Genomic DNA, 20,284 nt, shown 5'->3' on the forward strand with positions numbered 1-20,284 from the left:
ATGAAAAACGATGATGCGCTGTTCATGCGCCGGGCGCTCGACCTGGCCCTTCTCGGCACCGGCTACGTGCGGCCCAATCCATTGGTAGGCTGCGTGGTCACGCACGAAGGCCGCATCATCGGCGAGGGCTGGCACCAGCAGTACGGCGGCCCCCACGCCGAGGTAAACGCCCTGGCGGCGGTAGAGGACCAGGCATTATTAAAAAAATCGCGCGTGTACGTGACGCTGGAGCCCTGCGCCCACCACGGCAAAACGCCGCCCTGCGCCGACCTGCTCATCGCCAAAGGGGTGCCCGAAGTCGTGATTTGCAACGAAGACCCGTTTCCGCTGGTGGCCGGGCGCGGCATCGATAAGCTGAAGGCCGCCGGGGTGCAGGTCGAAACCGGGCTGCTGGCCGAAGAAGGCCGCTGGCTGAACCGGCGCTTCTTCACGTTTCACGAAAAGAAACGGCCTTACCTGGTGCTGAAATGGGCCGAAACGGCCGATGGCTTTTTGGCCGGGCGCTACTTTCAGCCGGTGCAAATCAGTGGGCCGCAGGCCAATATGCTCACCCACCGCTGGCGCACCGAGGAGCAGGGCATTCTGGTGGGCACCCGCACGGCCCTGCACGACAACCCGCGCCTGAGCGCCCGCGAGTGGCCCGGCCAGCAGCCCACCCGCCTAGTCATCGACAAGAACCTGAGCCTGCCGCCCACCCACAACCTGCTCGACGGCTCGCAGCCCACCCTCATCTACACCTACCGCCAGCCCTACCACAAGGCCAACCTCGACCTCGTGCACCTTTCGGAAGCCGACGACCTGCTGCCCCAGGTGCTGGCCGACTTGTACCAGCGCAATGTGCAGTCGGTGCTGGTGGAAGGCGGCCCCACGGTGCTCAATGCGCTGATAAGCGCCGGGCTGTGGGATGAAATCCGCATTTTCCGCTCGCCCATGAAGCTGGGCCAGGGCATTGCCGCCCCACGGCCGGGCTTCGGCGGCCTGCGCGAGCGCACGGCCGTGGGCCCCGACGAGCTGTTCTGGTACGTGAATGCGTAACTTGGCGGCCGTTCCGCCTCTCTTTCCGTGTGCGTATGGATGCCCAAGCGCTGCTTTCCAGAATCCTCGCCTCCCGCCAGCCGGACGACGTTTTTAGCCGCGCCAATTTCCGGAAAGAGTACCTCGCCTACCTCAAGCTGCTGCACCCCGACGTGTGCCACCTGCCCGGCGCCACCGACGCCGTGGCCCGCCTCAACGCCTATGTGGAGCAACTGGAAGCCGCCCTGCGCCTCACCGACGATGCCGGCCCGCTGCGCGTGCTGCCCAACCAGCAGGTGCGCTTCGACGGCGACCCGGCTCTGCTGCGCCAGTCGCAGGCCAACTACGAGCGCCTGATGGCCCTGCGCGCCCCGGCCGACCAGCATTTTCACAAGTATTTACCCGGCAGCCTGGCCTGGGATGGGCCCAGCCTGCTGGCCACCACGCCCGCCCGGGTGGTACCGCTGGCCGGGCTGGTGCTGCCGCCCCACCACGTGGCCTGGGTGCTGAGCCGCCTGCTGGAGTTGGTGGCCTGGCTGCACCAGAGCGGCTTTTGCCACGCCGGCCTCAACCCCGAGGCGCTGGCGCTGGTGCCCGAAACGCACGGGCTGGTGTGCCTCTCGTTCTACCACCTGGCGCGGCTGAACGGGCCGCTGAGCACGGTTTCGGGCAAGTACCGGCTATGGTACCCCGACGCGGTATTTGCCGAAAAGCGCGCCCTGCCGGGCATCGATTTGGCCCTGGCCCAGCGCACGGCCGTATGCCTGCTGGGCGATGCCTCGGGCAATGGCGTGCGCCTGCGCGCCACCGTGGACGAGCGGCTGGTGGACTTCCTGCTGACGCCCCGGCACAATGCCTACACGGCCTTCACCGATTACCGCAAATTGCTGCAACAGCTTTATCCCAAACGCGAATTTCACCCTTTAAATCTTTAAGCTCATGGGTTACTCCAGATGGTCGGACGATGCGTATGACTTCCTCAAAGACACCCGAGTGGGGGCCAGCGCGGACGATATTTTCACCAACAACCGCACCGGCCGCGCCAGCGACCAGATGCTGCCCCGGGGCGTGAAATTCCGCGAAAGCCGCGACTCCGACATTCACCCCGAGTCGCTGGCCATTGCCGTCTTTCTGGACGAAACCGGCAGCATGGGCCGCATCCCGGAAGTGCTGGTGCGCGAGAAGCTGGGCCCGCTCATGAACACGCTCATCGACCACGGCGTGCCGCATCCGCAGATTCTGTTCGGCGGCATCGGCGACCATCATTCCGACAGCTACCCGCTGCAGGTGGGCCAGTTCGAGAGCGGCACCGCCGAGCTCGACCAGTGGCTGACCGGCATTTACCTGGAAGGCAACGGCGGCGGCCAGAGCCGCGAATCGTACACGCTGGCCTGGCTGTTTGCGGCCCGCCACACCTCGTGCGACTGCTTCGAGAAGCGCGGCCAGAAGGGCTTTCTGTTCACCATCGGCGACGAGGCGGCCTGGGACGTGCTGCAGGCCAACGCCCTCAAGGCCCTCATGGGCTACCCCGAAGCCCAGGACCTGACCGACGCGCAGCTGCTCGAAGAGGTGCAGCGCACCTACCACGTTTTCCACATTCATGTGAACGAGGGCAGCTACCGCAACGACACCAGCATTCTGGGCTACTGGAAGAAGATGCTGAATGAGCGCCTCATCGTGCTCGACGATTACAACGCCATTGCCGAAACCATTGCCACCGCCGTGGCCCTGGTGCACGGCGTGGAGCTGAAGGACATTCTGGCCTCGTTCGATAAGCGCACGGCCGGCACCGTGCAGCACGCGCTGGTGCACGTCACGCAGGGCCTCGCTACGACCGATAAGAAAAGCGGCGGCTGGCTCAGCGGCATTTTCAAGCTGTAAACATTACGCTAGGATAAAGGACCGTCATGCAGAGCGCAGCGAAGCATCTTTACCGCGCAAGTAACTGACTTTACTACCGCGGTAAAGATGCTGCGCTGCGCTCTGCATGACGACCTATAATCACCCATTCGTGACGAAAGAGGCACACATTGTGGTCGGCCTGGGGTTTGGCGACGAGGGCAAGGGCCTGGCCACGGACTGGCTCTGCGGCCGGGCGCTGGCGCGGGGCCGCCGGCCGCTGGTGGTGCGCTTCAACGGCGGCCACCAGGCCGGCCACACCGTGACCACGGCCGCCGGCCAGCGCCACGTATTCTCCAACTTCGGGGCCGGCACCCTGCGCGGCGTGCCCACCTACTGGTCGCGCTACTGCACGTTTTCGCCCGGCTCGGTGCTGAAGGAATACGCCGCCCTGCAAGCGGCCGGCGCGCAGCCGCGCCTGCTGGTGGATGCGCTGTGCCCCGTGACCACGCACTACGACATGCTCTACAACCGCGCCCTCGAAACCACGCGCGGCGCGGCCCGCCACGGCAGCTGCGGCCTGGGCTTCGGGGCCACCATTGAGCGGCACGAGCAGACGCCGCTACGCCTCTACGCGCAGGACTTGCGGTTTCCCACCGTATTCGGCCACAAGCTGCGCCAGATTCGGGAGCACTACCGCGTAAAGATTAAAGACGAAACCAGCATCGATTTCGACCAGCTCGACCATGAGGCCGAGGACCGGCGTTTCGCAGGTTATGCGGAACAACTAGGCAGGCTAAATGCGCAGAAGACTGTCCAAATAGTAAACGAAGCTAACGTTTTCGACCCGGCATCGCCCTGGCAAACCTACGTTTTTGAAGGTGCGCAAGGCATTTTGCTGGACATGGATTTTGGCCTGTTTCCGCACGTCACGCGCAGCCGCACCACCAGCGCCAACGCACTGGCCTTGCTGCGCCGCACGCAGCCGGCCCTCGCCGCCCAGGCCGAGGTGCACTACATCACCCGCGCCTACCACACCCGCCACGGCGCCGGCCCGCTGCCCCACGAAGCCGCCATTGCCCTCATCAACACAGCCGCCGAAACCAACCAGCTCAACGACTACCAGGGCAGTTTCCGCACCGGCCCGCTGTCCATCGAGCTGCTCAACTATGCCCTGGCGTGCGATGCCAGTGCTTCTGCGGGCCTGTCAAAGCATTTGCTCGTCACCTGCCTCGACCAGCTGCCCGACGGCCTGCTGCCCTGCTGGCACAACGGACAACTGCAAAAAATCCCGCCGGCAGCATTAGCCGGGCTACTCGAAACCGAGTTTACCAGCTGTCGGTTTAGCACCAGCAGCGCCAGCGCCGGGCTGGATTAGCCGCACCGCCCCTCACTCATCAAGTTCCCTCTCCTCATGGCCGAAACCCTCGCCCTCGACACCACGCTCACCAAAGCCGCGCAATACCAGCAGCTGCTGCCCCAAATCGAAGCCCTCACCACCGGCGAGCCCGACCTCACCGCCAACCTCGCCAACACGGCCGCCGCGCTGCGCCAGGCTTTCGGCTTTTTCTGGGTGGGCTTCTACGTGGTGAAGGGCGATGAGCTGGTGCTCGGCCCGTTCCAAGGCCCCATTGCCTGCACCCGCATCCGGCACGGCAAGGGCGTGTGCGGCGCCAGCTGGGCGCGGGCCGAAACGATTCTCGTACCCGACGTGGAAGCCTTCCCCGGCCACATTGCGTGCAGCTCCGAGTCGAAATCGGAAATTGTAGTGCCCATCCTGAAGAACGGCCAGGTGGTGGCCGTGCTCGATGTGGACAGCGACCAGCTCGACGATTTCGACCAAGACGACCAGGCCGCGCTGGAGCAGTTGATGCAGCTGGCCGCCACCTGGTTTTAGGCCGAAGCCGCCGCCGTACCATGCGTCATCCGTTAATGACATGTTGCTTCGCCCTGTTGGTTAGCACCTTGGCAGGCTGCCATTTAACGCATCCCCAAAGCCCTGATTTCAAGCATCAGAATGACCAGCTGTTTGATGCACAAACGCAGAAACTAGCCGCCGATGATGTCAGGCTGAGCACGGAAGTCTTCACTGCGAATGACTCGACCCGCAGGTACCTATCCCTGCTAATACTTAACCCCACTAACCTTCCAACGCCGCCCGATAGCCTCAACCTCTGCCTGAAGAATTTAGCGCGGCTGCTGGTTGCCGATTTGAGAAACCCGCGCGACTATGACGCCGTCACCGTGCGCGTTCAGACCGACCGCAACTACCTGCTTGCCTCAACGAGTGAAGCCCGGAACTTTGAGTATCCGCTTGCGGAGCTGCAATAAGGCAGACTGCACCACCCGCTACGATACCTTCAGCTGGCAAATCACGGTTTCGCCGCCTTTCACTTTCTGGCCCAGCTCTACCTTCACTTCCGTGTCGAGCGGCACGAACACATCGACGCGCGAGCCGAACTTGATGAAGCCGAACTCCTCGCCCTGGCTCACTTCGTCGCCCTCGTTCACGTACCACACAATGCGGCGGGCCATGGCCCCGGCAATCTGCCGGAAAAGCACCAGCGGGCCGGCATCGGACTCGACCACCACCGTGGTGCGCTCGTTCTGGGTGCTGCTTTTGGGGTGCCAGGCCACCAGGTAGTTGCCGGGGTGGTACTTGAAATATTTCACCAGGCCCGAAATGGGGTTGCGGGTGACGTGCACGTTGATGGGCGACATGAAGATGCTGATTTGCTTGCGCTCATCCTCAAAATACTCGGGCTCAAACACGTTCTCGATAACCACCACCTTGCCGTCGGCGGGGGCCAGCAGCAGGTCTTCGTGGGTGAACATGTGCCGGAACGGGCTCCGGAAAAATTGTAGAATCAGCAAAAAGATGATAACCGTGGCCCCGGCAAACAGCCGGTTCACGAGGTCAGCCCCTTTGTTGAATTGGAATACGAGCAGATTGAGCGCCAGCAAAATGAGCAGCGTAACAAACAGGATGCGTCGTCCTTCTTTATGAATCTTCATATACGGCGAATCGAAGCAGGTTTTAGTAAACTCTGTTTCAAATAAAAAAGCTAGGTGGCAGCGTTAAAACGGGCTTGCGCGGGCAAAGGTCGGCACAGAAATCAGAAAGGCACGAACCGAGCGGCCCGTGCCTTTCCAGAAAGCAATTACGGAAGAACGCGCAAAAGATATGCGCCTTCCGGAAAATCTGTTGAAATTCTGATTGTGGCTTAGAAGCCGCCGCGGAATTTGTAGGTCTGGGCCACTTTGTCGATGCTCACCACGTAGGCCGCGATGCGCATCGGAATGTTGTATTTCTGGCTCGTGGCGTACACTTTGTTGAAGGCATCGGTCATGATGCGGTCGGCGCGCTCGGTCACCATTTCCTCGGTCCACTTGAAGCCCTGCTTGTTCTGCACCCACTCGAAGTACGACACCGTGACGCCGCCCGAGTTGGCCAGAATGTCCGGCACCACCATGATGCCCTTTTCGTTGATAATCGGGTCGGCCGAGGCCGACGTGGGGCCGTTGGCCCCCTCCACGATGAGCCTGGCTTTGATATCGCCGGCGTTGTGCTCGGTAATGACGTCCTCCACGGCGGCGGGCACCAGCACTTCCACGTTGGTCGTCAGCAGGTCGTCGGCGTTTTCCATCAGCGTGGCGCCGGTGAAGCCGTCGAGGCGGCCGTTGTGGGCATTCTTGTAGGCAATGGCCTCGTCGATGTTGATGCCATTCTCATTCCAATAGGCGCCCGACACGTCGCTCACCGCCTTGATTTTCACCCCTTTCTCGCTCAGCAGCTTGGCTGCCCACGAGCCCACGTTGCCGAAGCCCTGCACGGCGGCCGAAACCTCCGTGGGCTTCAGGCCCAGCTTGCTCAGCGCGGCCAGCGCCGACACCATTACGCCGCGGCCGGTGGCCTCGGTGCGGCCCAGCGAGCCGCCCATCACCAGGGGCTTGCCCGTCACCACGGCGGGCGAGGTCATGCCCACGGTTTTGGAGAATTCGTCCATCAGCCAGGCCATTTCGCGGGGGCCGGTGCCCATGTCGGGGGCCGGAATGTCGCGGTCGGGGCCGAAAACGTCTTTCAGGGCCAGCGTGTAGGCACGGGTGAGGCGCTCCAGCTCGCCGGGGCTCATGGTGGTGGGGTCGCAGATGATGCCGCCCTTGGCCCCGCCGTAGGGAATGTCCACCACGGCGCACTTCCAGGTCATCCAGGCCGCCAGGGCCTTCACCTCGTCGATGTGCACGTGCTTATCGTAGCGGATGCCGCCTTTTGAGGGGCCGAGGATGGTGTTGTGAATCACGCGGTAGCCTTCGAACACGCGAAGCTTGCCGTTGTCCATCGTCACGGGCAGGTTCACAATCACCTGCTTGTCGGGCGCCTTGAGGACGTTGTAGGTTTCATCATCGAGGCCGAGGATTTCGGCCGCGATGTTGAAGCGCGACATCATGGATTCGAGCGGATTTTCGCGGTCCATCAGCGGGGCCGGCTCTTTATAAACGGTGTGGGTTGCCATTCGGGATGGGGGTTGGTTGGGAATCTGTTGGGTGGGATTAGTGGGTACGATTCAGGGCCGCAAAGGTATTGCTTTTGTGAAGAAGAGGAATAATATAGCTGCAAACGTTTGGGGAAGTTTCTTGGACTATCCGCCGAACATTTTGGCTTTCGGGTGGCGCGCACCGGCAGCCGGCAGTCGGTTCCTCCACCCGCAATGACAGACGCACCTATCCGGCCAGCAATTGCAGCAGCGCCAGCACCGGCAGCACCAGCAAAAACGCATCGAACCTATCGAGCAGCCCGCCGTGGCCCGGCATGATGCTGCCCGAGTCCTTCACCCCCACGCTGCGCTTTAGCATAGACTCCGCTAGGTCGCCCAGCGGCGCAAATACCGCCACCACCCCGGCCGCCACCAGGCGGTGCGTGAGCGGCATATCGGGCAGCATAAAACCGATGGCCCAGCCTACCACCAGCGTCATCAGGAAGCCACCGGCCCAGCCTTCCCAGGTTTTGCCGGGCGAGATTTTGGGGGCCAGCTTGTGCTTGCCGAAGGTGCGACCCACGGCGTAGGCACCAATGTCGGAAGCCCAGATGAGGAAAAGCAGGGCGAAGACGCGGCGGTAGTCGTAGCCACCCGGATGAAAGGCAAGTACAATCAGTGCTGTCATTGGCACACTGATGTAGAGCAGTCCAGTTAAAGTAGCCCCAACGTTGGCAAAAGGCTGGCTGTATTTAGGCCATAAAATCATTTCCCGAACCATGAGCAGCACTGTTACAACAGTAAGCAGGCACCCAGGTACTGCAAACAGATTTAGCCAAGTTTGCGACTGCCAAAAAGATGAGGTGATGTGTTGAGCAAGTTTATTTCCCTCGGGAGAGCCGTCTGTTTTCGCCAACGATAGAATGCTGTCACCCATCATGTAATAAGTTGCGAATAGAATGAATCCAAACAGAATCAAACTTGCCCCCACCCCAAGCCACGTTGCCGGCGCGTAGCCGCCCGCCCGCATCATGCGGTAAAACTCCCACAGCATCACGGCCTGCACGAAGGCGAAGAACAGCCCGAACGTCCAGGGGCTGAACCAGACGCTGCCCAGCAGCAGCGCGGCCCCGATGACGCCCCAGATGACACGCAGGCGCAGGTTGCTGGGGCCGGATTTCTCGGCGGGGGTTTCGGGAGTGGTGGGAGTAGTCGGAAGCGTAGAGTCGGCCAATGCGGAAAGGGTGTTGAGACGCGACACTTCGCGTCTTGGCGTTAGAGGTTGTTTCGGGCAGTTACGGTTGTTTCAGCGCGTCGTTCAACGAGAAGACGCGAAGGGTCGCGTCTCTACGCCGTGCGCTTCACCCCGTCGCTGCTGAGGGTGAGCATTTCGGTGGGCGGCGTGGGGGCTGTGAGGCGCTGGTGCAGAAAGTAGAGCAGGCCGATGGAAAGCACAGCCGACGGAACGGCCAGCGTCCAGGGCAGCGCCTCGTTGGAATCGGGGTCGAAGCCCCAGCCGAACTGGCCGCGCTGGGTGAGGAAAAGGATGAACAGCTGAAAGGCATTCTGGGTGAAGTGCGCCGCCATGCTCACCAGAATGTTGCCGCTCCAGAGGTACAGGTACCCCAGCACCAGCCCCAGCACAAAGCGCGGCACAAACCCAAAAAACTGAAAGTGAATAGCCGAAAACAGCGCCGCGCCCAGCCACACGCCCACGTGCGGCGAAAACCAGCGCACCAGGTTTTTCTGAATCACGCCCCGAAACACCAGTTCCTCGCTCACGGCCGGCACGAGGGCAATAACCAGCACGCCCACCGCAAACCGCCCGGCCGAATTGAACCGCGTGAGGAATTTGGTGAGGCCGGCCAGCCGGTCCTCACTGTCCCGCGCCCACGCCTCAAAATCGTGCAGCGCCGCCGGAAAGTGCGCCCCCGCATTCCAGGCAATGAGCGTGGACATAAAGGGCAGCGTGACGATGATAAGCAGCGCCGTCACGAGCAGCCACCAGGCCGCCCCCAGCCGGCGCGGGCTGAAATACTCGGCCCAGCCGTAGCCCAGCGCCGAGGCCAGCAGCAGCGCCCCGCCGGCAAGAGCCGTGAGCATGATGATGCCCTGATAAAAATTGAAGAAACCCCAGGCCGACGGAAACTGCGTGGGCCGGGCCGTGGCGGCCGGCACGTCGGCAATGGTCATGCCGAACAGCGGCTGGCCCAGCAGACCCACAAGGAACAAGCCCACGCAGAAGCCCGCGCCCATTGTCACCAGCAGCAGCAGTATCTGGAGGCCGGGGTGCAGCGTGCGGGGCAGGAAACCTTTCATGGCGGGGTGCTAGTTGGGAAGGGCGTAAATTTACCGCAGTTTTTAACTTAGGGCTGTCTGTCATCCTGAGCGGAGCGAAGGACCTTGTCACGCTGGAACGGTTTGCCGTAAATCTAACGGCACAAACGCGACAAGGTCCTTCGCTCTGCTCAGGATGGCAGCTTGCCTCACCAGTTTATCCCTATTTCCCGTGGTCAACATAGGTCCCAACATCTCGCTGCCCGATTTCCCGCTCCTGCTCGCGCCCATGGAAGACGTGAGCGACCCGCCCTTCCGCGCCGTGTGCAAGGCCAACGGCGCCGACCTGATGTACACCGAATTCATCTCCTCGGAGGGCCTGATTCGGGCCGCCGCCAAAAGCCGCAAGAAGCTGGATATCTTTGATTACGAGCGCCCCATCGGCATTCAGCTGTTCGGCTCTGATGTGGAAACGATGGGCGAGTGCGCGGCCATCAGCACCGAGGCCGGGCCCGATTTGATTGACATCAACTACGGCTGCCCCGTGAAGCAGGTGGCCTGCCGCGGCGCCGGCGCGGCCCTGCTCCAGGACATCCCTAAAATGGTGGCCATGACGGCCTCGGTAGTGAAGCACACCCACCTGCCCGTGACCGTGAAAACCCGCCTGGGCTGGGACGAGGGCACCAAAAACGTGGAGGAAGTGGCCGAGCGCCTGCAGGACGTGGGCATTGCCGCCCTCACGGTGCACGGCCGCACCCGCGCCCAGCTCTACAAGGGCGAGGCCGACTGGCGCCTCATTGCCAGCATCAAAAACAACCCGCGCATCAAAATCCCCATCTTCGGCAACGGCGACATCGACTCGCCCCAGAAGGCCGTGGAGTATAAAAACCGCTACGGCGTGGACGGCGTGATGATAGGCCGGGCCAGCATCGGCTACCCCTGGATTTTCCGGGAGGTGAAGCACTTCGTGAAGACGGGGGAACTGCTCGCGGCGCCCACGCTGGAGGAGCGGGTGGCCGCCTGCCAGATGCACTTTGACCGCAGCATTGAGTGGAAAGGGCCGAAAGTGGGCATCTTCGAGATGCGCCGCCACTACGCCCACTACTTCCGCGGGCTGGAAGGCGCGAAAGCCTGGCGCACCAGCTTGGTGAACGCCGAAACCCCCGCCGACGTGCTGGAAATTCTGGCCGAGATTGCCAGCAGCGACGCCGTGCTGGTGGGGTAAGGAAGTAGCGCGAACTTTGTAGTTCGCGTCCCTGCGCCGTTTGCCGCAATTACACTTTAACGATTGTCGTTCGGAGACGCGAACTACAAAGTTCGCGCTACTACATGATTCCGATTTACGAAAAGAAAACCCGCGTTAAAATCCTGGTGGCGGTGCTGGCGCTGCTCATTGGGGCCGCCACGGTGGTGTACACCAACCTGTTGGTGCAGCGGGTGTCGGAGCGGGAGCAGCAGCAGATTCGGCTCTACGCCAGGGCCCAGGAGTTCATTGTGAACTCGGAAACCGAAACCAATCCGTTTGTTTTCGACGAAATCATCAACGGCAACACCACCATTCCGGTCATCCTCAGCAGCGATGGCAAGGACATCATCGCGGCCAAAAACATTGAGATGCCGCCGCACCTGCCCGAGGCCGACTCGATGGCCTGGCTGGCGCGCGAGCTGCTGCTGATGAAGGAAAAGCATCCGCCCATCGTGGTGAAGTTCGGGGCCGAGCAGGTAAACTACATCTTCTATCGCGACTCGCCGCTGCTGCGGCAGCTGCGCACCTACCCGCTGGTGCAGATTGTGGTGATTGGCTGCCTGGCCGTCATTGCCTACTTCGCGTTCAGCTCCTCGCGCCGGGCCGAGCAAAACCGCGTGTGGGTGGGCCTGGCCAAGGAAACCGCCCACCAGCTGGGCACGCCGCTCAGCAGCCTGGTGGGCTGGCAAAACTACCTGCGTGACTCGGACCGATTTAAAAATGAGCCCATTGTGGACGAGCTGGGCAAGGACATCCGGCGCCTGGAAATCATCACGGAGCGGTTCAGCAACATCGGCTCGGTGCCGGTGCTGAAGGACGAAAACCTGCTCCAGACCACCCGCAACGCCATCGAATACCTGCAAAGCCGGGTGTCGAAAAAGGTGAAGTTCACCATCGAAACCGACCTGCCGCTCGACACGCCGGCCCGCATCAACGTGCCGCTGTTCGACTGGGTGGTGGAAAACATCTGCAAAAACGCGGTGGATGCCATGGAAGGGCGCGGCTCCATCACGCTGCACCTGCGCCGCGTGCGCACCCGCCGCAGCTGGTACCGGCGCGGCGCGCCCGCCCGCCAGGTGGCCGTCGACATCACCGACACCGGCAAAGGCATTCCCAAAAACAAGCTCGAAAGCGTGTTCATGCCCGGCTTCACCACCAAGAAGCGTGGCTGGGGCCTGGGCCTGGCGCTGGCCAAGCGCATCATCGAGAACTACCACGAGGGCAAGCTCTTCGTGAAATGGAGCGAGCTGGGTCGCGGCACCACGTTCCGGGTGGTGCTGAACCAGTAGCGTGGACCTCACCCCCGGCCCCTTTCCCCAGGAGAGGGGAGCCTTACCACCGTTTGCTGACGCCTGGCCCCCCTCTCTTGGGGAGCGGGCCGAGGGTGAGGTTAGCGCCTACCGATTCGTAATCTCTACATACGCCTTACCCGTCACGGGCTGGCCGTTGTGCGTGCCTTTCACGCGGCACATTCCTTCCCAGTAATACATGGTGAAGGCGTGGAAGAACCGTAGCGCCAGCTCCTGCTGCGGCACCAGCGGCTCCACGGTGAGGTCGTAGCCCTGGCCGGGCACCTGCACGCGCCAGGTGGCGGGGTACTTTTTCTTCGAGGCTGGGCTGGTCCAGTACGTGAGCGGCGTGAGCGTGAAGTCGGGCCCGGAGAGGTGCAGGTCGGAGCCGGTGGCGCGGCTGAAGGTGCCGTTGTTGAGGCTCTGGCCGGTGGCGGAGTTGCGCAGGGTGTTGAGCATGAACTCCTCGCGGGGCTCATCGAGCTGAATGCTGAGCCAGTCCCAGCCCACGTTCTTGTCCACGATGCTGGTGCAGTTCCACTGCCGGTCGTACCACAGCTCGCCGGTCACGGGGTGGGCCCGGCCGTCTATTGTGAGGGTGCCCGTAGTGGCCAGGCGCGGGTAGGAATAGTAGCCGGCCACGATGCCGTTGCCGTAGTTTTCGTAGCCGGTGCCGCTGTGTAGCACCACGGGCCGCGTGGGCCGGGTAGTGAGGTCGAGGGCGTAGCCGGCGTTGGCTTTGCCGGTGAGGGCGGCCTGCAGGTGGTAGGCTCCCTCCTGCCCGTCGAGCTTCCAGACCTGGCCGCGCTGCTGCTGGCGAAGGCGCACGGGCAGCGAGTCGGTGAGCAGGCGCGGCAGCGGGCCCAGCTTGTAGTCGTAGTGAAACTGCTGGTTCTGCGGGTCGGTCAGGGCCACGTTCACCATTTGCCAGTCCTGCTTGCCATCCTTCAGGTTGAAGTGGAAGAAAACGTACTCCACGCCGTACTGGTGGCCGGTGGCCTCGTCGCGGAGGTGGCCGGTGAGGTACCACCACTCCAGCGAGTTTTTGGGGTGCGCGGCCTCCTCGTGGGGCAGCTCGGCGCGGGTGGCCGGGGGGTTGAAGCGGGTGGTGGGATGGGGCGTAGCGCAGGCGGTGGCCAGCAGCAGCAGCATTGCAAAACGAAACACTTTCATACCCTTCCACAAGGTTTTTGGGGAGGGAAAGGTTTGGGCATGGCGTGCGGGCGCTAACGAAATTTCCCCATTGCATGAATGCGCCGTCTTCTCAGGCGGGTCTTCAGCTGAAGCCGGTATTGCTGGTTGCTCGCCAGGTCGACATCGGCTCCGGCGTACTGATAATACAGGTGCAGCGGCGCAAAACGCATAATGGCCAGCGAGGCATATTCGCCCAGAATATCCTTCTCTATCACAAACTGAAAGGCACCGTCCTCGTTCGTGGTGGCAGACATTTCCACCTCCGAGCCGCTCAAATCCACTTCGATTCCGCTCACCGGTGCGCCATGAGCGTTACACACAATGCCGGCTATCACGAACGGGTGCGCCGCCGGGCTGGGCGCTGTTGGCGGGACCAGGGCCGGCGAATCGTTGGGCGCCTTCGCTGCGGCCGCCGGGCCCGGCAGCACTACGTTTTTCGGCACCGGCCCGCCCCAATACGCAGGCGGCGCCGGCTGCCCCTGCGCCCTGGGAGCCAGCAGGGAGCTGAAGCCCAGCAGCGCCACGGTGGCCCCCAGCCAGCGCCGCCAGCCAGTCATCGGCTCGGCGGCGGGCAGCGGCCGGCCGGTCTGGCTCGGCCGGAAGCGCCCGCAGGCCACGCTTGGGTAGCGGCGCAAAAACGCCACCACTTCCGCATCGGTCATGCGGGTGAAGTCCACCACCGTTTCCTGGCAGCGGGCGCAGTGCCGACCGGTGGCAACCGGAGTCATGGCCGCCCAGCTTTCATGGCAGGCGCTGGGGATGTTGATGGTTGCGTGACGCATGGGCCAGAAGCTTTGTCCAACAGGTTTTAGCCCTTCGGCGGCGGTACCGGCGCTTCCGGCATCCGGATTTTGCCCATCACTTGGCCCCGGTTGGGGACGGAGGCCAGCTGCACCACCAGCGGCGCGGGCGCGGGCGTGGCGTGGAGGTCGATGGTGACGGTCTGCTCCTGGAAATCAAACGGGTTGCCGAGGAATTTCAGTGTCACCTTGCCGCCGGCAATGGGAGCCCAGGTGCGGGGCATCGTCAGCTCGAAGTTGCCTTTTTCGTCGGTAGTGGTGCCGTACTGGGTGTCGTTGATGAGCACCCGCACGTCGCCGGCCGGCGTGCCATTGGCCTTGTCCATCACCCGGCCCCGGATGATGACCTGCCGGGCCTCAGGCGCGGCGGCATCGGTAGCGGCCGAGGCCGAGGCCTGCGTGGGCGGCGTTTGAGGTGGTTTGGTAGCGCACGACGTGGCCGAATGCCAGCCCAGCAGGGCCAGCCCGGCCACCAGCCAGCGCCGCCAGCGGCTGGCCGGCGCAGGCACCAGCTGCGTGGCAAAGGCATTGGCGCACACCGGGCGGCCGCCCTGCCGCGCCAGAAACGCCAGAATCTCGGCGTCGCTCAGGCGGGTAAAATCCACCACTTCGGTGGCGCAGGTGGCGCAGTGCCGGCCGGCTTCGGTGGGCGTCATGCCAGCCCAGCTCACGGAGCAGGGCTGCGGAATGGAGATGTCGAGGCGAGCAGTCATGCGGCTAAAGTAGCGGGTTCGGGGTTATCAACGGCGGAACGGGCGGGTCAGTTGGTATCTGGTCCAGTGGTAGAGGCCGCGCGGGTGCCAGGGCTTGGGCTTGGGGCGTTGAATGATTAGGCCTGCGGTGACGGTTACTTCGGCAAATCCTTTCGCATCCGTCTGCAGGAGAACTGGCTTACCGGGCTCACCAATAACGAACTGGCGTTCTTCGGTCACATACCCCAAGAAGCTGATTTGCAGCGTTGCTACGCCATTCGGCGCATAGCCGGCGGGCAGCGTCAGCATAAATGCGCCTTCCGCATCGGTGCTGTATTCGACGGCCGAGTCTTTGAGGCGCACCAATGCCCCCGGCAGGGCTTCATGGCTGGCAGAATCCAGCACCACACCGCGCACCATCGTTGTGCCGCCGGCACCCTCATAATCAGGCCGCCGCGTGGCACGCAGCTGCTCCGGCACCGCTTTGTCAGCCCTGCGCTGCATCTCCATCGGGGCCTGTGCTTTGGTCGAAATGCCGGCGGCCTCCCGCACGCTCCATACCGCTGCGACGGCCGCCAGCCAGGTGCGCCACCTGGCTGGAGGAGCAGGCGATATGGCCGGCTGCAGCGGCCGGTCCAGCTGCGCGGCCGCGAAACGGCCACAGGTACTTGCTGCGGCCGCTTTCGCCAGGTAGGCCAGGATTTCGGCATCGGTTTTCAGGGTGAAGTCGACCACGGTTTTCTGGCAGGCGGCGCAGTGGCGGCCGGTGCTGGTGGGCGTCATGGCGTCCCAGCTTTCGGCGCAGGGCTGCGGAATTGAAATCAGGTGCGAACCCATAGAGCGGTTGTTTTTTTAAGGAATGACCGGGCCGAAAAGCCGCGTTAATTGCGCCGGAATGGGCGCGTAATCCAGTATTTACCCCAGCCATAGAACCGGCGTGGATGCCACGGGGCCGGCGGCATCTTGCGGTACATGGCGGTAATTATTACCTCTCCCGTTAATTGTCTCCTATCGACTTCGAGGTTGAAGACCTGCGAAACGGCTGCCGCTTCGGCATTTAGCAGCCGGCGCTGCGGTACGAAACCAATTGAGGACGCGACAATTTCTACCCCGGCCGGCCCGGGCGTCAGAGCAGCCAGGTCCAGCTCAAACGTCCCGTCCGGCTGGCTGCTGCACCCAATGGTGGTGCCGTTTGCCAGGATGGTTACTCCCGGCAGGCCTGCCCCCGTAGCGGCATCAACTACCCTGCCGCGCACCACACCCACGCTGCCCGCGCCCTCATAATCGGGCTTGCGCGTGGCCCGCAGGTTGCTGGTCATAACTGGCTTGCCTATTTTGCGCTGCATCTCCATCGGTGCCTGTGCTTTAGCGGCAACGCTCAGCGTTTCCCGCACGCCCCACACGGCCACGACGGCGGCCAGCCAGGCCCGCCACCGGGCCGTTGGGGCAGCCGGGGCGGCGCGCTGCAACGGCCGCTCCAGCTGCCCCGCCGCGAAGCGGCCGCAGGTGCGGCCGCCCGCGGCCGTGGCCAGGTAGGCCAGGATTTCGGCATCAGTTTTCAGGGTAAAGTCGACCACGGTTTTCTGGCAGGCGGCGCAGTGGCGGCCGGCGCTGGTGGGCGTCATGGCATCCCAGCTTTCGGCGCAGGGCTGCGGAATGTGGAGCAACGGAGAATGGAGCATAAGCAAAACGGGCGAGGCGACATCAGCCTTGATGCCGGCCCCGTCCGGATTGCACACGCCGACGGCTAGTAGCCGCTCATTTCCACCCGTTGCAGCTCCTGCCAGTTCAGCGCGCCGGCATCGAGCGGCACGCTGCTGCCGTGCAAGGCGCCGTTGCGGTCCTGGTACACGTGGCTGTATCGGTCATCGATGCGGTAGCGCTCGCCGGTGGTCGTGTTGTCGTAGCGGGCCTTGCCGCTGAGCACGTCGCCCCGGCCTTCGGCAATTTGCCGCTGCGACCGTTCCCGGTCGGCTGCCATCTCCTTGCTGAGTTGCTGCTCGTGCTGCTGAAACGCCTCATAGGCCGCCTTATCCTGTTGCGTAATGCGCTGGTTGGCCGCCTGCCCCTGCTGGCTAAGCTGCTGCGACTCGCGCTGCCACGCCGGGTTGACGATGAACGACTTTCGGGCCGCCTGGGTATGGGCGTAGGTGGCGGCCAGCTCGCCGGGGCCGGCCTGGGTGATGGCCGGCAGCGCAGCCCAGTTGTAGTAGGTTTCGCCGTTCATGTTCCGGGCCTGCGTATTCAGCACTACTTCTACCCGCGCCACGCGGCCATTGGGCAGGCGGCCATCGACGTAGCCGGTGGCCGACACAACCCCCGGCCCCGTGGCGTGGGCCGGCTGCTCGTGCGAGCCGGTGGGCTGCAGCGTGAGGCCCTGCTGCGCCAGGTTGGGCAGCAGCACCTGCCGGATGTACACCAGCGGCGACATGGGCGCCAGCTCGTACTCGTCGTGCGGGGGCATGGCCATGCCCATGCTGGCCGCCTGCTGGCGCAGGCTGCGCGAGGTAGGCCCGTCCTGAAAATAGTAAGGGCGCTCGGGCAGAAAGTCAATCTGCCGGGCATCGCCCGGAGCCAGCAGCTTCAACGACACCTGGTTGACGGGCTGCGAGCCGTTCCACTTGCGGGTGAAGCGCTGCATAAATTGCCAGCCCCGGGGCACCTTTATGGCAAAAGCCACCATGTTGTGGATGCCGGGGTCGATGACGCCGCGGACGGTGTAGGGCGCGGCGGGCGGCGGTGGGGTTTCGGGCGTCATGGGTTCGGGGGAAGTATTGGCTGCCGTTGCCAGCTGCGCCGGGCCAGGGGAGGAAACGGCCCGGGTCGAAGTAGTGGTGGCAGGGCCGTCGCAGGCCGCCCCAGGGCTTGCCAGCAGCACGAGAATGACAAACCGTTTCATAATCCGGGTTTGGAGGGAAAAAGCTGGTGAGGCGACAGCAGCCGCGCAGCCGTCATTTCAGCATAAATATTCAATTTTTTATTTATTTTATTCACACTCCCCGCTCGCATTTTTCGCAGTGCTTCCTCCCAAAATTCTGTACCTTGGGTATTCCTCTTCCACCTCACCCTCCAGCCATGCCTCCGTTGCTTCGTTTTGCGCCACTGGCGCTGCTCGCTTTGCCCGTTCTCAGCCATGCCCAGGCAGGTGCGGCCAGTGCCATCGGCCTGGAAATTCCGGCCCCGGCCCCGCCCGGCAAAGGCCATTTTCTTACAGGGGCTTATGCCGTAGGCGCCTACTCGCCGCTGTCCGCGCCTGGCGGCTACGGCTATGGGGCTCAGCCGTTTCTGCGCTACCAGCTGGGCAGCAGCGCTAAGGGCCGCCTGCGGCCATACGTGCAGTACAGCTTTGCGCCCTACCTGCTACAAGCCTACCGGGCCGGCTCGATTTACGGCGCCGACGCGCCCTTCCTGCCCGTCAATCCAGGGTTTGCGCCGCTGGCTCCGCGCAACGTGCCCTACGGCTATCCTTACGCCGGCAGCTACGGGAGCCTGGGTGCTTTCTCGGTGGGGATTCCGATGCGCGTCGGCAACGGCTCGGCCATGCTGAACGTGGGCGGCAGCATCGTCGGGGGCTTGCTGGGCGGCGGGTTTCGCTAGCCCGAAAGGCAGGTAGTGGGCCGATAACCCGCGCCAAGGCGCTATCTTTTGCCCTTCAAACCCGCCCCATCCACCTTACATGCGTTCCGATAAGTCCCTTTTCCGCCGCAAAACCATTGCGGCCATTCTGCAGAATCCTCCGGCCGACCACGAGGGCCACAGCCCCGGCGGCCTCGAGCGCCACCTCACCGTGCGCGACCTCACGGCGCTGGGCATCGCGGCCATCATCGGGGCCGGTATTTTCAGCACCATCGGCAAGGCCAGCCTCGACGGCGGCCCGGCAGTGTCGCTGCTGTTTGTGTTCACGGCCGTGGCCTGCGCGTTTTCGGCGCTGTGCTACGCGCAGTTTGCGGCCACCATCCCCGTCAGCGGCTCGGCTTACACGTATGCCTACGCCTCGTTTGGCGAGCTGGCGGCCTGGATTATCGGCTGGGCGCTGATAATGGAATACGCGGTGGGCAACATCGTGGTGGCCATTTCCTGGTCCGACTACTTTACCGGGCTGCTCGATGGCATCGGGATTCACCTCCCGCTCTGGCTCACGATGGGCACCCAGACCGGCCACGCCGGCTACGAGGCCGTGATGACGCTGATGCAGGCCCACCAGCCGCTGTCGGCCGCCACGCCGGCCCAGCTGGAAGGCTACAAGGCCTGGACCACCGCGCCGGAGCTGTTCGGGGGCCTGCACCTGGTGTGCGACCTGCCAGCCTTCCTCATCACCGTCCTCATCACCGCGCTGGTGTACGTGGGCATCAAGGAAAGCAAAAACGCTTCGAACCTGCTGGTGCTGCTCAAGCTCATTATCGTCTTCATTGTCATTGCGGTGGGCGCGTTCTACGTGCAGCCGGCCAACTGGACGCCCTTCGCCCCCAACGGCGTGAGCGGCGTGCTCAAGGGCGTGTCGGCCGTGTTTTTTGCCTACATCGGCTTCGATGCCATCTCGACCACGGCCGAGGAATGCAAGAACCCGCAGCGCGACCTGCCCAAGGCCATGATGTACGCCCTCATCATCTGCACGGTGCTGTATGTGCTTATTACGCTGGTGCTGACGGGCATGGTGAGCTACAAGGAGCTGGGCGTGGGCGACCCCCTGTCGTTCGTGTTTGCCAAGGTGGGGCTGTCGCGCCTGTCGGGCCTGGTGGCGGTGAGTGCGGTGTTTGCCATGGCCTCGGTGCTGCTGGTGTTTCAGCTGGGCCAGCCGCGCATCTGGCTCACGATGAGCCGCGACGGGCTGCTGCCGTCGGTGTTTTCCAAGATTCACCCGCGCTTTCATACGCCTTCGTTCAGCACCATCATCACGGGCTTTTTTGTGGCGGTGCCGGCGCTTATTCTGAACATGGATTTGGTGGTGGACCTCACCAGCATCGGCACGCTGTTCGCGTTTGCGCTGGTGTGCGGCGGCATTCTGATTATCGACCCCTACGGCAAGTCGGAGGCCCGGTTTAAGGTGCCCTACCTCAACGGCCAGTGGCTGGTGCCGCTCATTCTGGCCATCGGCATTGCCTTGGTGGTGCGCTACAACACGGCCAGCAACCACGAGTTCTGGCTCGATGCCACCGGGGCCCACGGCTGGCTGCAAACCGATAAGCTGACCGGCAAAGTGACCGGCGGCTTCGCCCACCAGATTCCGACGCTGGTGTTTTTCCTGTTCTGCATTGCGCTGTGCGTGTTGTCGTTCCGCAAAAAGCTTTCGCTGCTGCCGGTGCTGGGCCTGCTCATCAACCTGTACCTGATGACCGAGCTGGGCATCAGCAACTGGACGCTGTTCTTCGTGTGGCTGCTGATTGGGCTGGCGGTATATTTCGGCTATGGCTACAGAAACTCCAAGCTGAACCAGATGGCCGGCTAAGTAGTTGCAGGC

20 protein-coding genes are annotated in these 20,284 nt (G+C 63.3%); 10 read left to right on the forward strand and 10 right to left on the reverse strand.

The annotated features are described in order from the left end of the window. The 6 genes from ribD (at position 1) to ACYVHT_RS14275 (ending at position 5,184) form a co-directional block, all read left to right on the forward strand. Positions 1-1,035, forward strand: a complete 1,035-nt coding sequence (gene ribD / locus ACYVHT_RS14250) for a bifunctional diaminohydroxyphosphoribosylaminopyrimidine deaminase/5-amino-6-(5-phosphoribosylamino)uracil reductase RibD (RefSeq protein ID WP_460552944.1) — start codon at positions 1-3, stop codon at positions 1,033-1,035. Between the two features lie 35 nt (positions 1,036-1,070). Then, positions 1,071-1,949 (forward strand): protein kinase family protein, encoded by an 879-nt coding sequence (locus tag ACYVHT_RS14255; RefSeq protein WP_460552947.1) that lies wholly within the window; start codon positions 1,071-1,073, stop codon positions 1,947-1,949. Positions 1,950-1,953: 4 nt separating this feature from the next. Further along, positions 1,954-2,895, forward strand: a complete 942-nt coding sequence (locus ACYVHT_RS14260) for a hypothetical protein (protein WP_460552950.1) — start codon at positions 1,954-1,956, stop codon at positions 2,893-2,895. Positions 2,896-3,001: 106 nt separating this feature from the next. Beyond that, positions 3,002-4,231: an adenylosuccinate synthetase gene (locus tag ACYVHT_RS14265; protein ID WP_460552953.1), complete on the forward strand. Its 1,230-nt coding sequence runs from the start codon at positions 3,002-3,004 to the stop codon at positions 4,229-4,231. A gap of 36 nt (positions 4,232-4,267) precedes the next feature. Further along, complete coding sequence (locus ACYVHT_RS14270; RefSeq protein WP_460552956.1) at positions 4,268-4,750, forward strand: GAF domain-containing protein; 483 nt, start codon at positions 4,268-4,270, stop codon at positions 4,748-4,750. 20 nt (positions 4,751-4,770) lie between these two features. Beyond that, positions 4,771-5,184, forward strand: coding sequence for a hypothetical protein (locus tag ACYVHT_RS14275; protein ID WP_460552959.1), 414 nt, complete (start codon positions 4,771-4,773; stop codon positions 5,182-5,184). 18 nt (positions 5,185-5,202) lie between these two features. Here ACYVHT_RS14275 and ACYVHT_RS14280 read toward each other — a convergent pair whose 3' ends face one another. From ACYVHT_RS14280 to ACYVHT_RS14295, 4 genes are all read right to left on the reverse strand, one after another. Next, positions 5,203-5,868, reverse strand: coding sequence for a phosphatidylserine decarboxylase (locus tag ACYVHT_RS14280; protein ID WP_460552962.1), 666 nt, complete (start codon positions 5,866-5,868; stop codon positions 5,203-5,205). A 209-nt stretch (positions 5,869-6,077) separates the two neighbouring features. Then, positions 6,078-7,367: a Glu/Leu/Phe/Val family dehydrogenase gene (locus tag ACYVHT_RS14285; RefSeq protein ID WP_460552964.1), complete on the reverse strand. Its 1,290-nt coding sequence runs from the start codon at positions 7,365-7,367 to the stop codon at positions 6,078-6,080. 208 nt (positions 7,368-7,575) lie between these two features. Further along, a complete protein-coding gene (locus tag ACYVHT_RS14290; RefSeq protein WP_460552966.1) occupies positions 7,576-8,562 on the reverse strand; it encodes a phosphatidate cytidylyltransferase in 987 nt (328 codons plus the stop codon). 113 nt (positions 8,563-8,675) lie between these two features. Next, positions 8,676-9,647, reverse strand: a complete 972-nt coding sequence (locus ACYVHT_RS14295) for a CPBP family intramembrane glutamic endopeptidase (protein WP_460552968.1) — start codon at positions 9,645-9,647, stop codon at positions 8,676-8,678. A 190-nt stretch (positions 9,648-9,837) separates the two neighbouring features. On the opposite strand from ACYVHT_RS14295, the gene dusB reads away from it, so the two are divergent. After that, the gene (gene dusB / locus ACYVHT_RS14300; protein ID WP_460552970.1) at positions 9,838-10,830 is read left to right on the forward strand and encodes a tRNA dihydrouridine synthase DusB; all 993 of its coding nucleotides are present in this window, start codon (positions 9,838-9,840) and stop codon (positions 10,828-10,830) included. Between the two features lie 104 nt (positions 10,831-10,934). Beyond that, the gene (locus ACYVHT_RS14305; protein ID WP_460552973.1) at positions 10,935-12,140 is read left to right on the forward strand and encodes a nitrogen regulation protein NR(II); all 1,206 of its coding nucleotides are present in this window, start codon (positions 10,935-10,937) and stop codon (positions 12,138-12,140) included. 108 nt (positions 12,141-12,248) lie between these two features. Here ACYVHT_RS14305 and ACYVHT_RS14310 read toward each other — a convergent pair whose 3' ends face one another. From ACYVHT_RS14310 to ACYVHT_RS14335, 6 genes are all read right to left on the reverse strand, one after another. Further along, positions 12,249-13,313 (reverse strand): lipocalin family protein, encoded by a 1,065-nt coding sequence (locus tag ACYVHT_RS14310; protein WP_460552976.1) that lies wholly within the window; start codon positions 13,311-13,313, stop codon positions 12,249-12,251. 53 nt (positions 13,314-13,366) lie between these two features. Further along, complete coding sequence (locus ACYVHT_RS14315) at positions 13,367-14,116, reverse strand: carboxypeptidase-like regulatory domain-containing protein (protein WP_460552979.1); 750 nt, start codon at positions 14,114-14,116, stop codon at positions 13,367-13,369. A gap of 26 nt (positions 14,117-14,142) precedes the next feature. Next, entirely contained in the window at positions 14,143-14,847 is a 705-nt protein-coding gene (locus ACYVHT_RS14320; protein ID WP_460552982.1) for a peptidase associated/transthyretin-like domain-containing protein, read from the reverse strand. Between the two features lie 27 nt (positions 14,848-14,874). Further along, a complete protein-coding gene (locus ACYVHT_RS14325; RefSeq protein ID WP_460552985.1) occupies positions 14,875-15,663 on the reverse strand; it encodes a carboxypeptidase-like regulatory domain-containing protein in 789 nt (262 codons plus the stop codon). Between the two features lie 44 nt (positions 15,664-15,707). Next, positions 15,708-16,508, reverse strand: a complete 801-nt coding sequence (locus tag ACYVHT_RS14330; RefSeq protein ID WP_460552988.1) for a carboxypeptidase-like regulatory domain-containing protein — start codon at positions 16,506-16,508, stop codon at positions 15,708-15,710. Positions 16,509-16,573: 65 nt separating this feature from the next. After that, positions 16,574-17,725, reverse strand: a complete 1,152-nt coding sequence (locus ACYVHT_RS14335) for a hypothetical protein (RefSeq protein WP_460552990.1) — start codon at positions 17,723-17,725, stop codon at positions 16,574-16,576. A gap of 176 nt (positions 17,726-17,901) precedes the next feature. Between ACYVHT_RS14335 and ACYVHT_RS14340 the strand changes: the two genes are divergently transcribed. Both ACYVHT_RS14340 and ACYVHT_RS14345 read left to right on the forward strand, forming a co-directional pair. Further along, the gene (locus ACYVHT_RS14340; RefSeq protein WP_460552993.1) at positions 17,902-18,423 is read left to right on the forward strand and encodes a hypothetical protein; all 522 of its coding nucleotides are present in this window, start codon (positions 17,902-17,904) and stop codon (positions 18,421-18,423) included. Between the two features lie 79 nt (positions 18,424-18,502). After that, entirely contained in the window at positions 18,503-20,272 is a 1,770-nt protein-coding gene (locus ACYVHT_RS14345; protein WP_460552996.1) for an amino acid permease, read from the forward strand. Positions 20,273-20,284 lie beyond the last annotated feature (12 nt).

This window comes from Hymenobacter daeguensis (genome assembly GCF_054780555.1).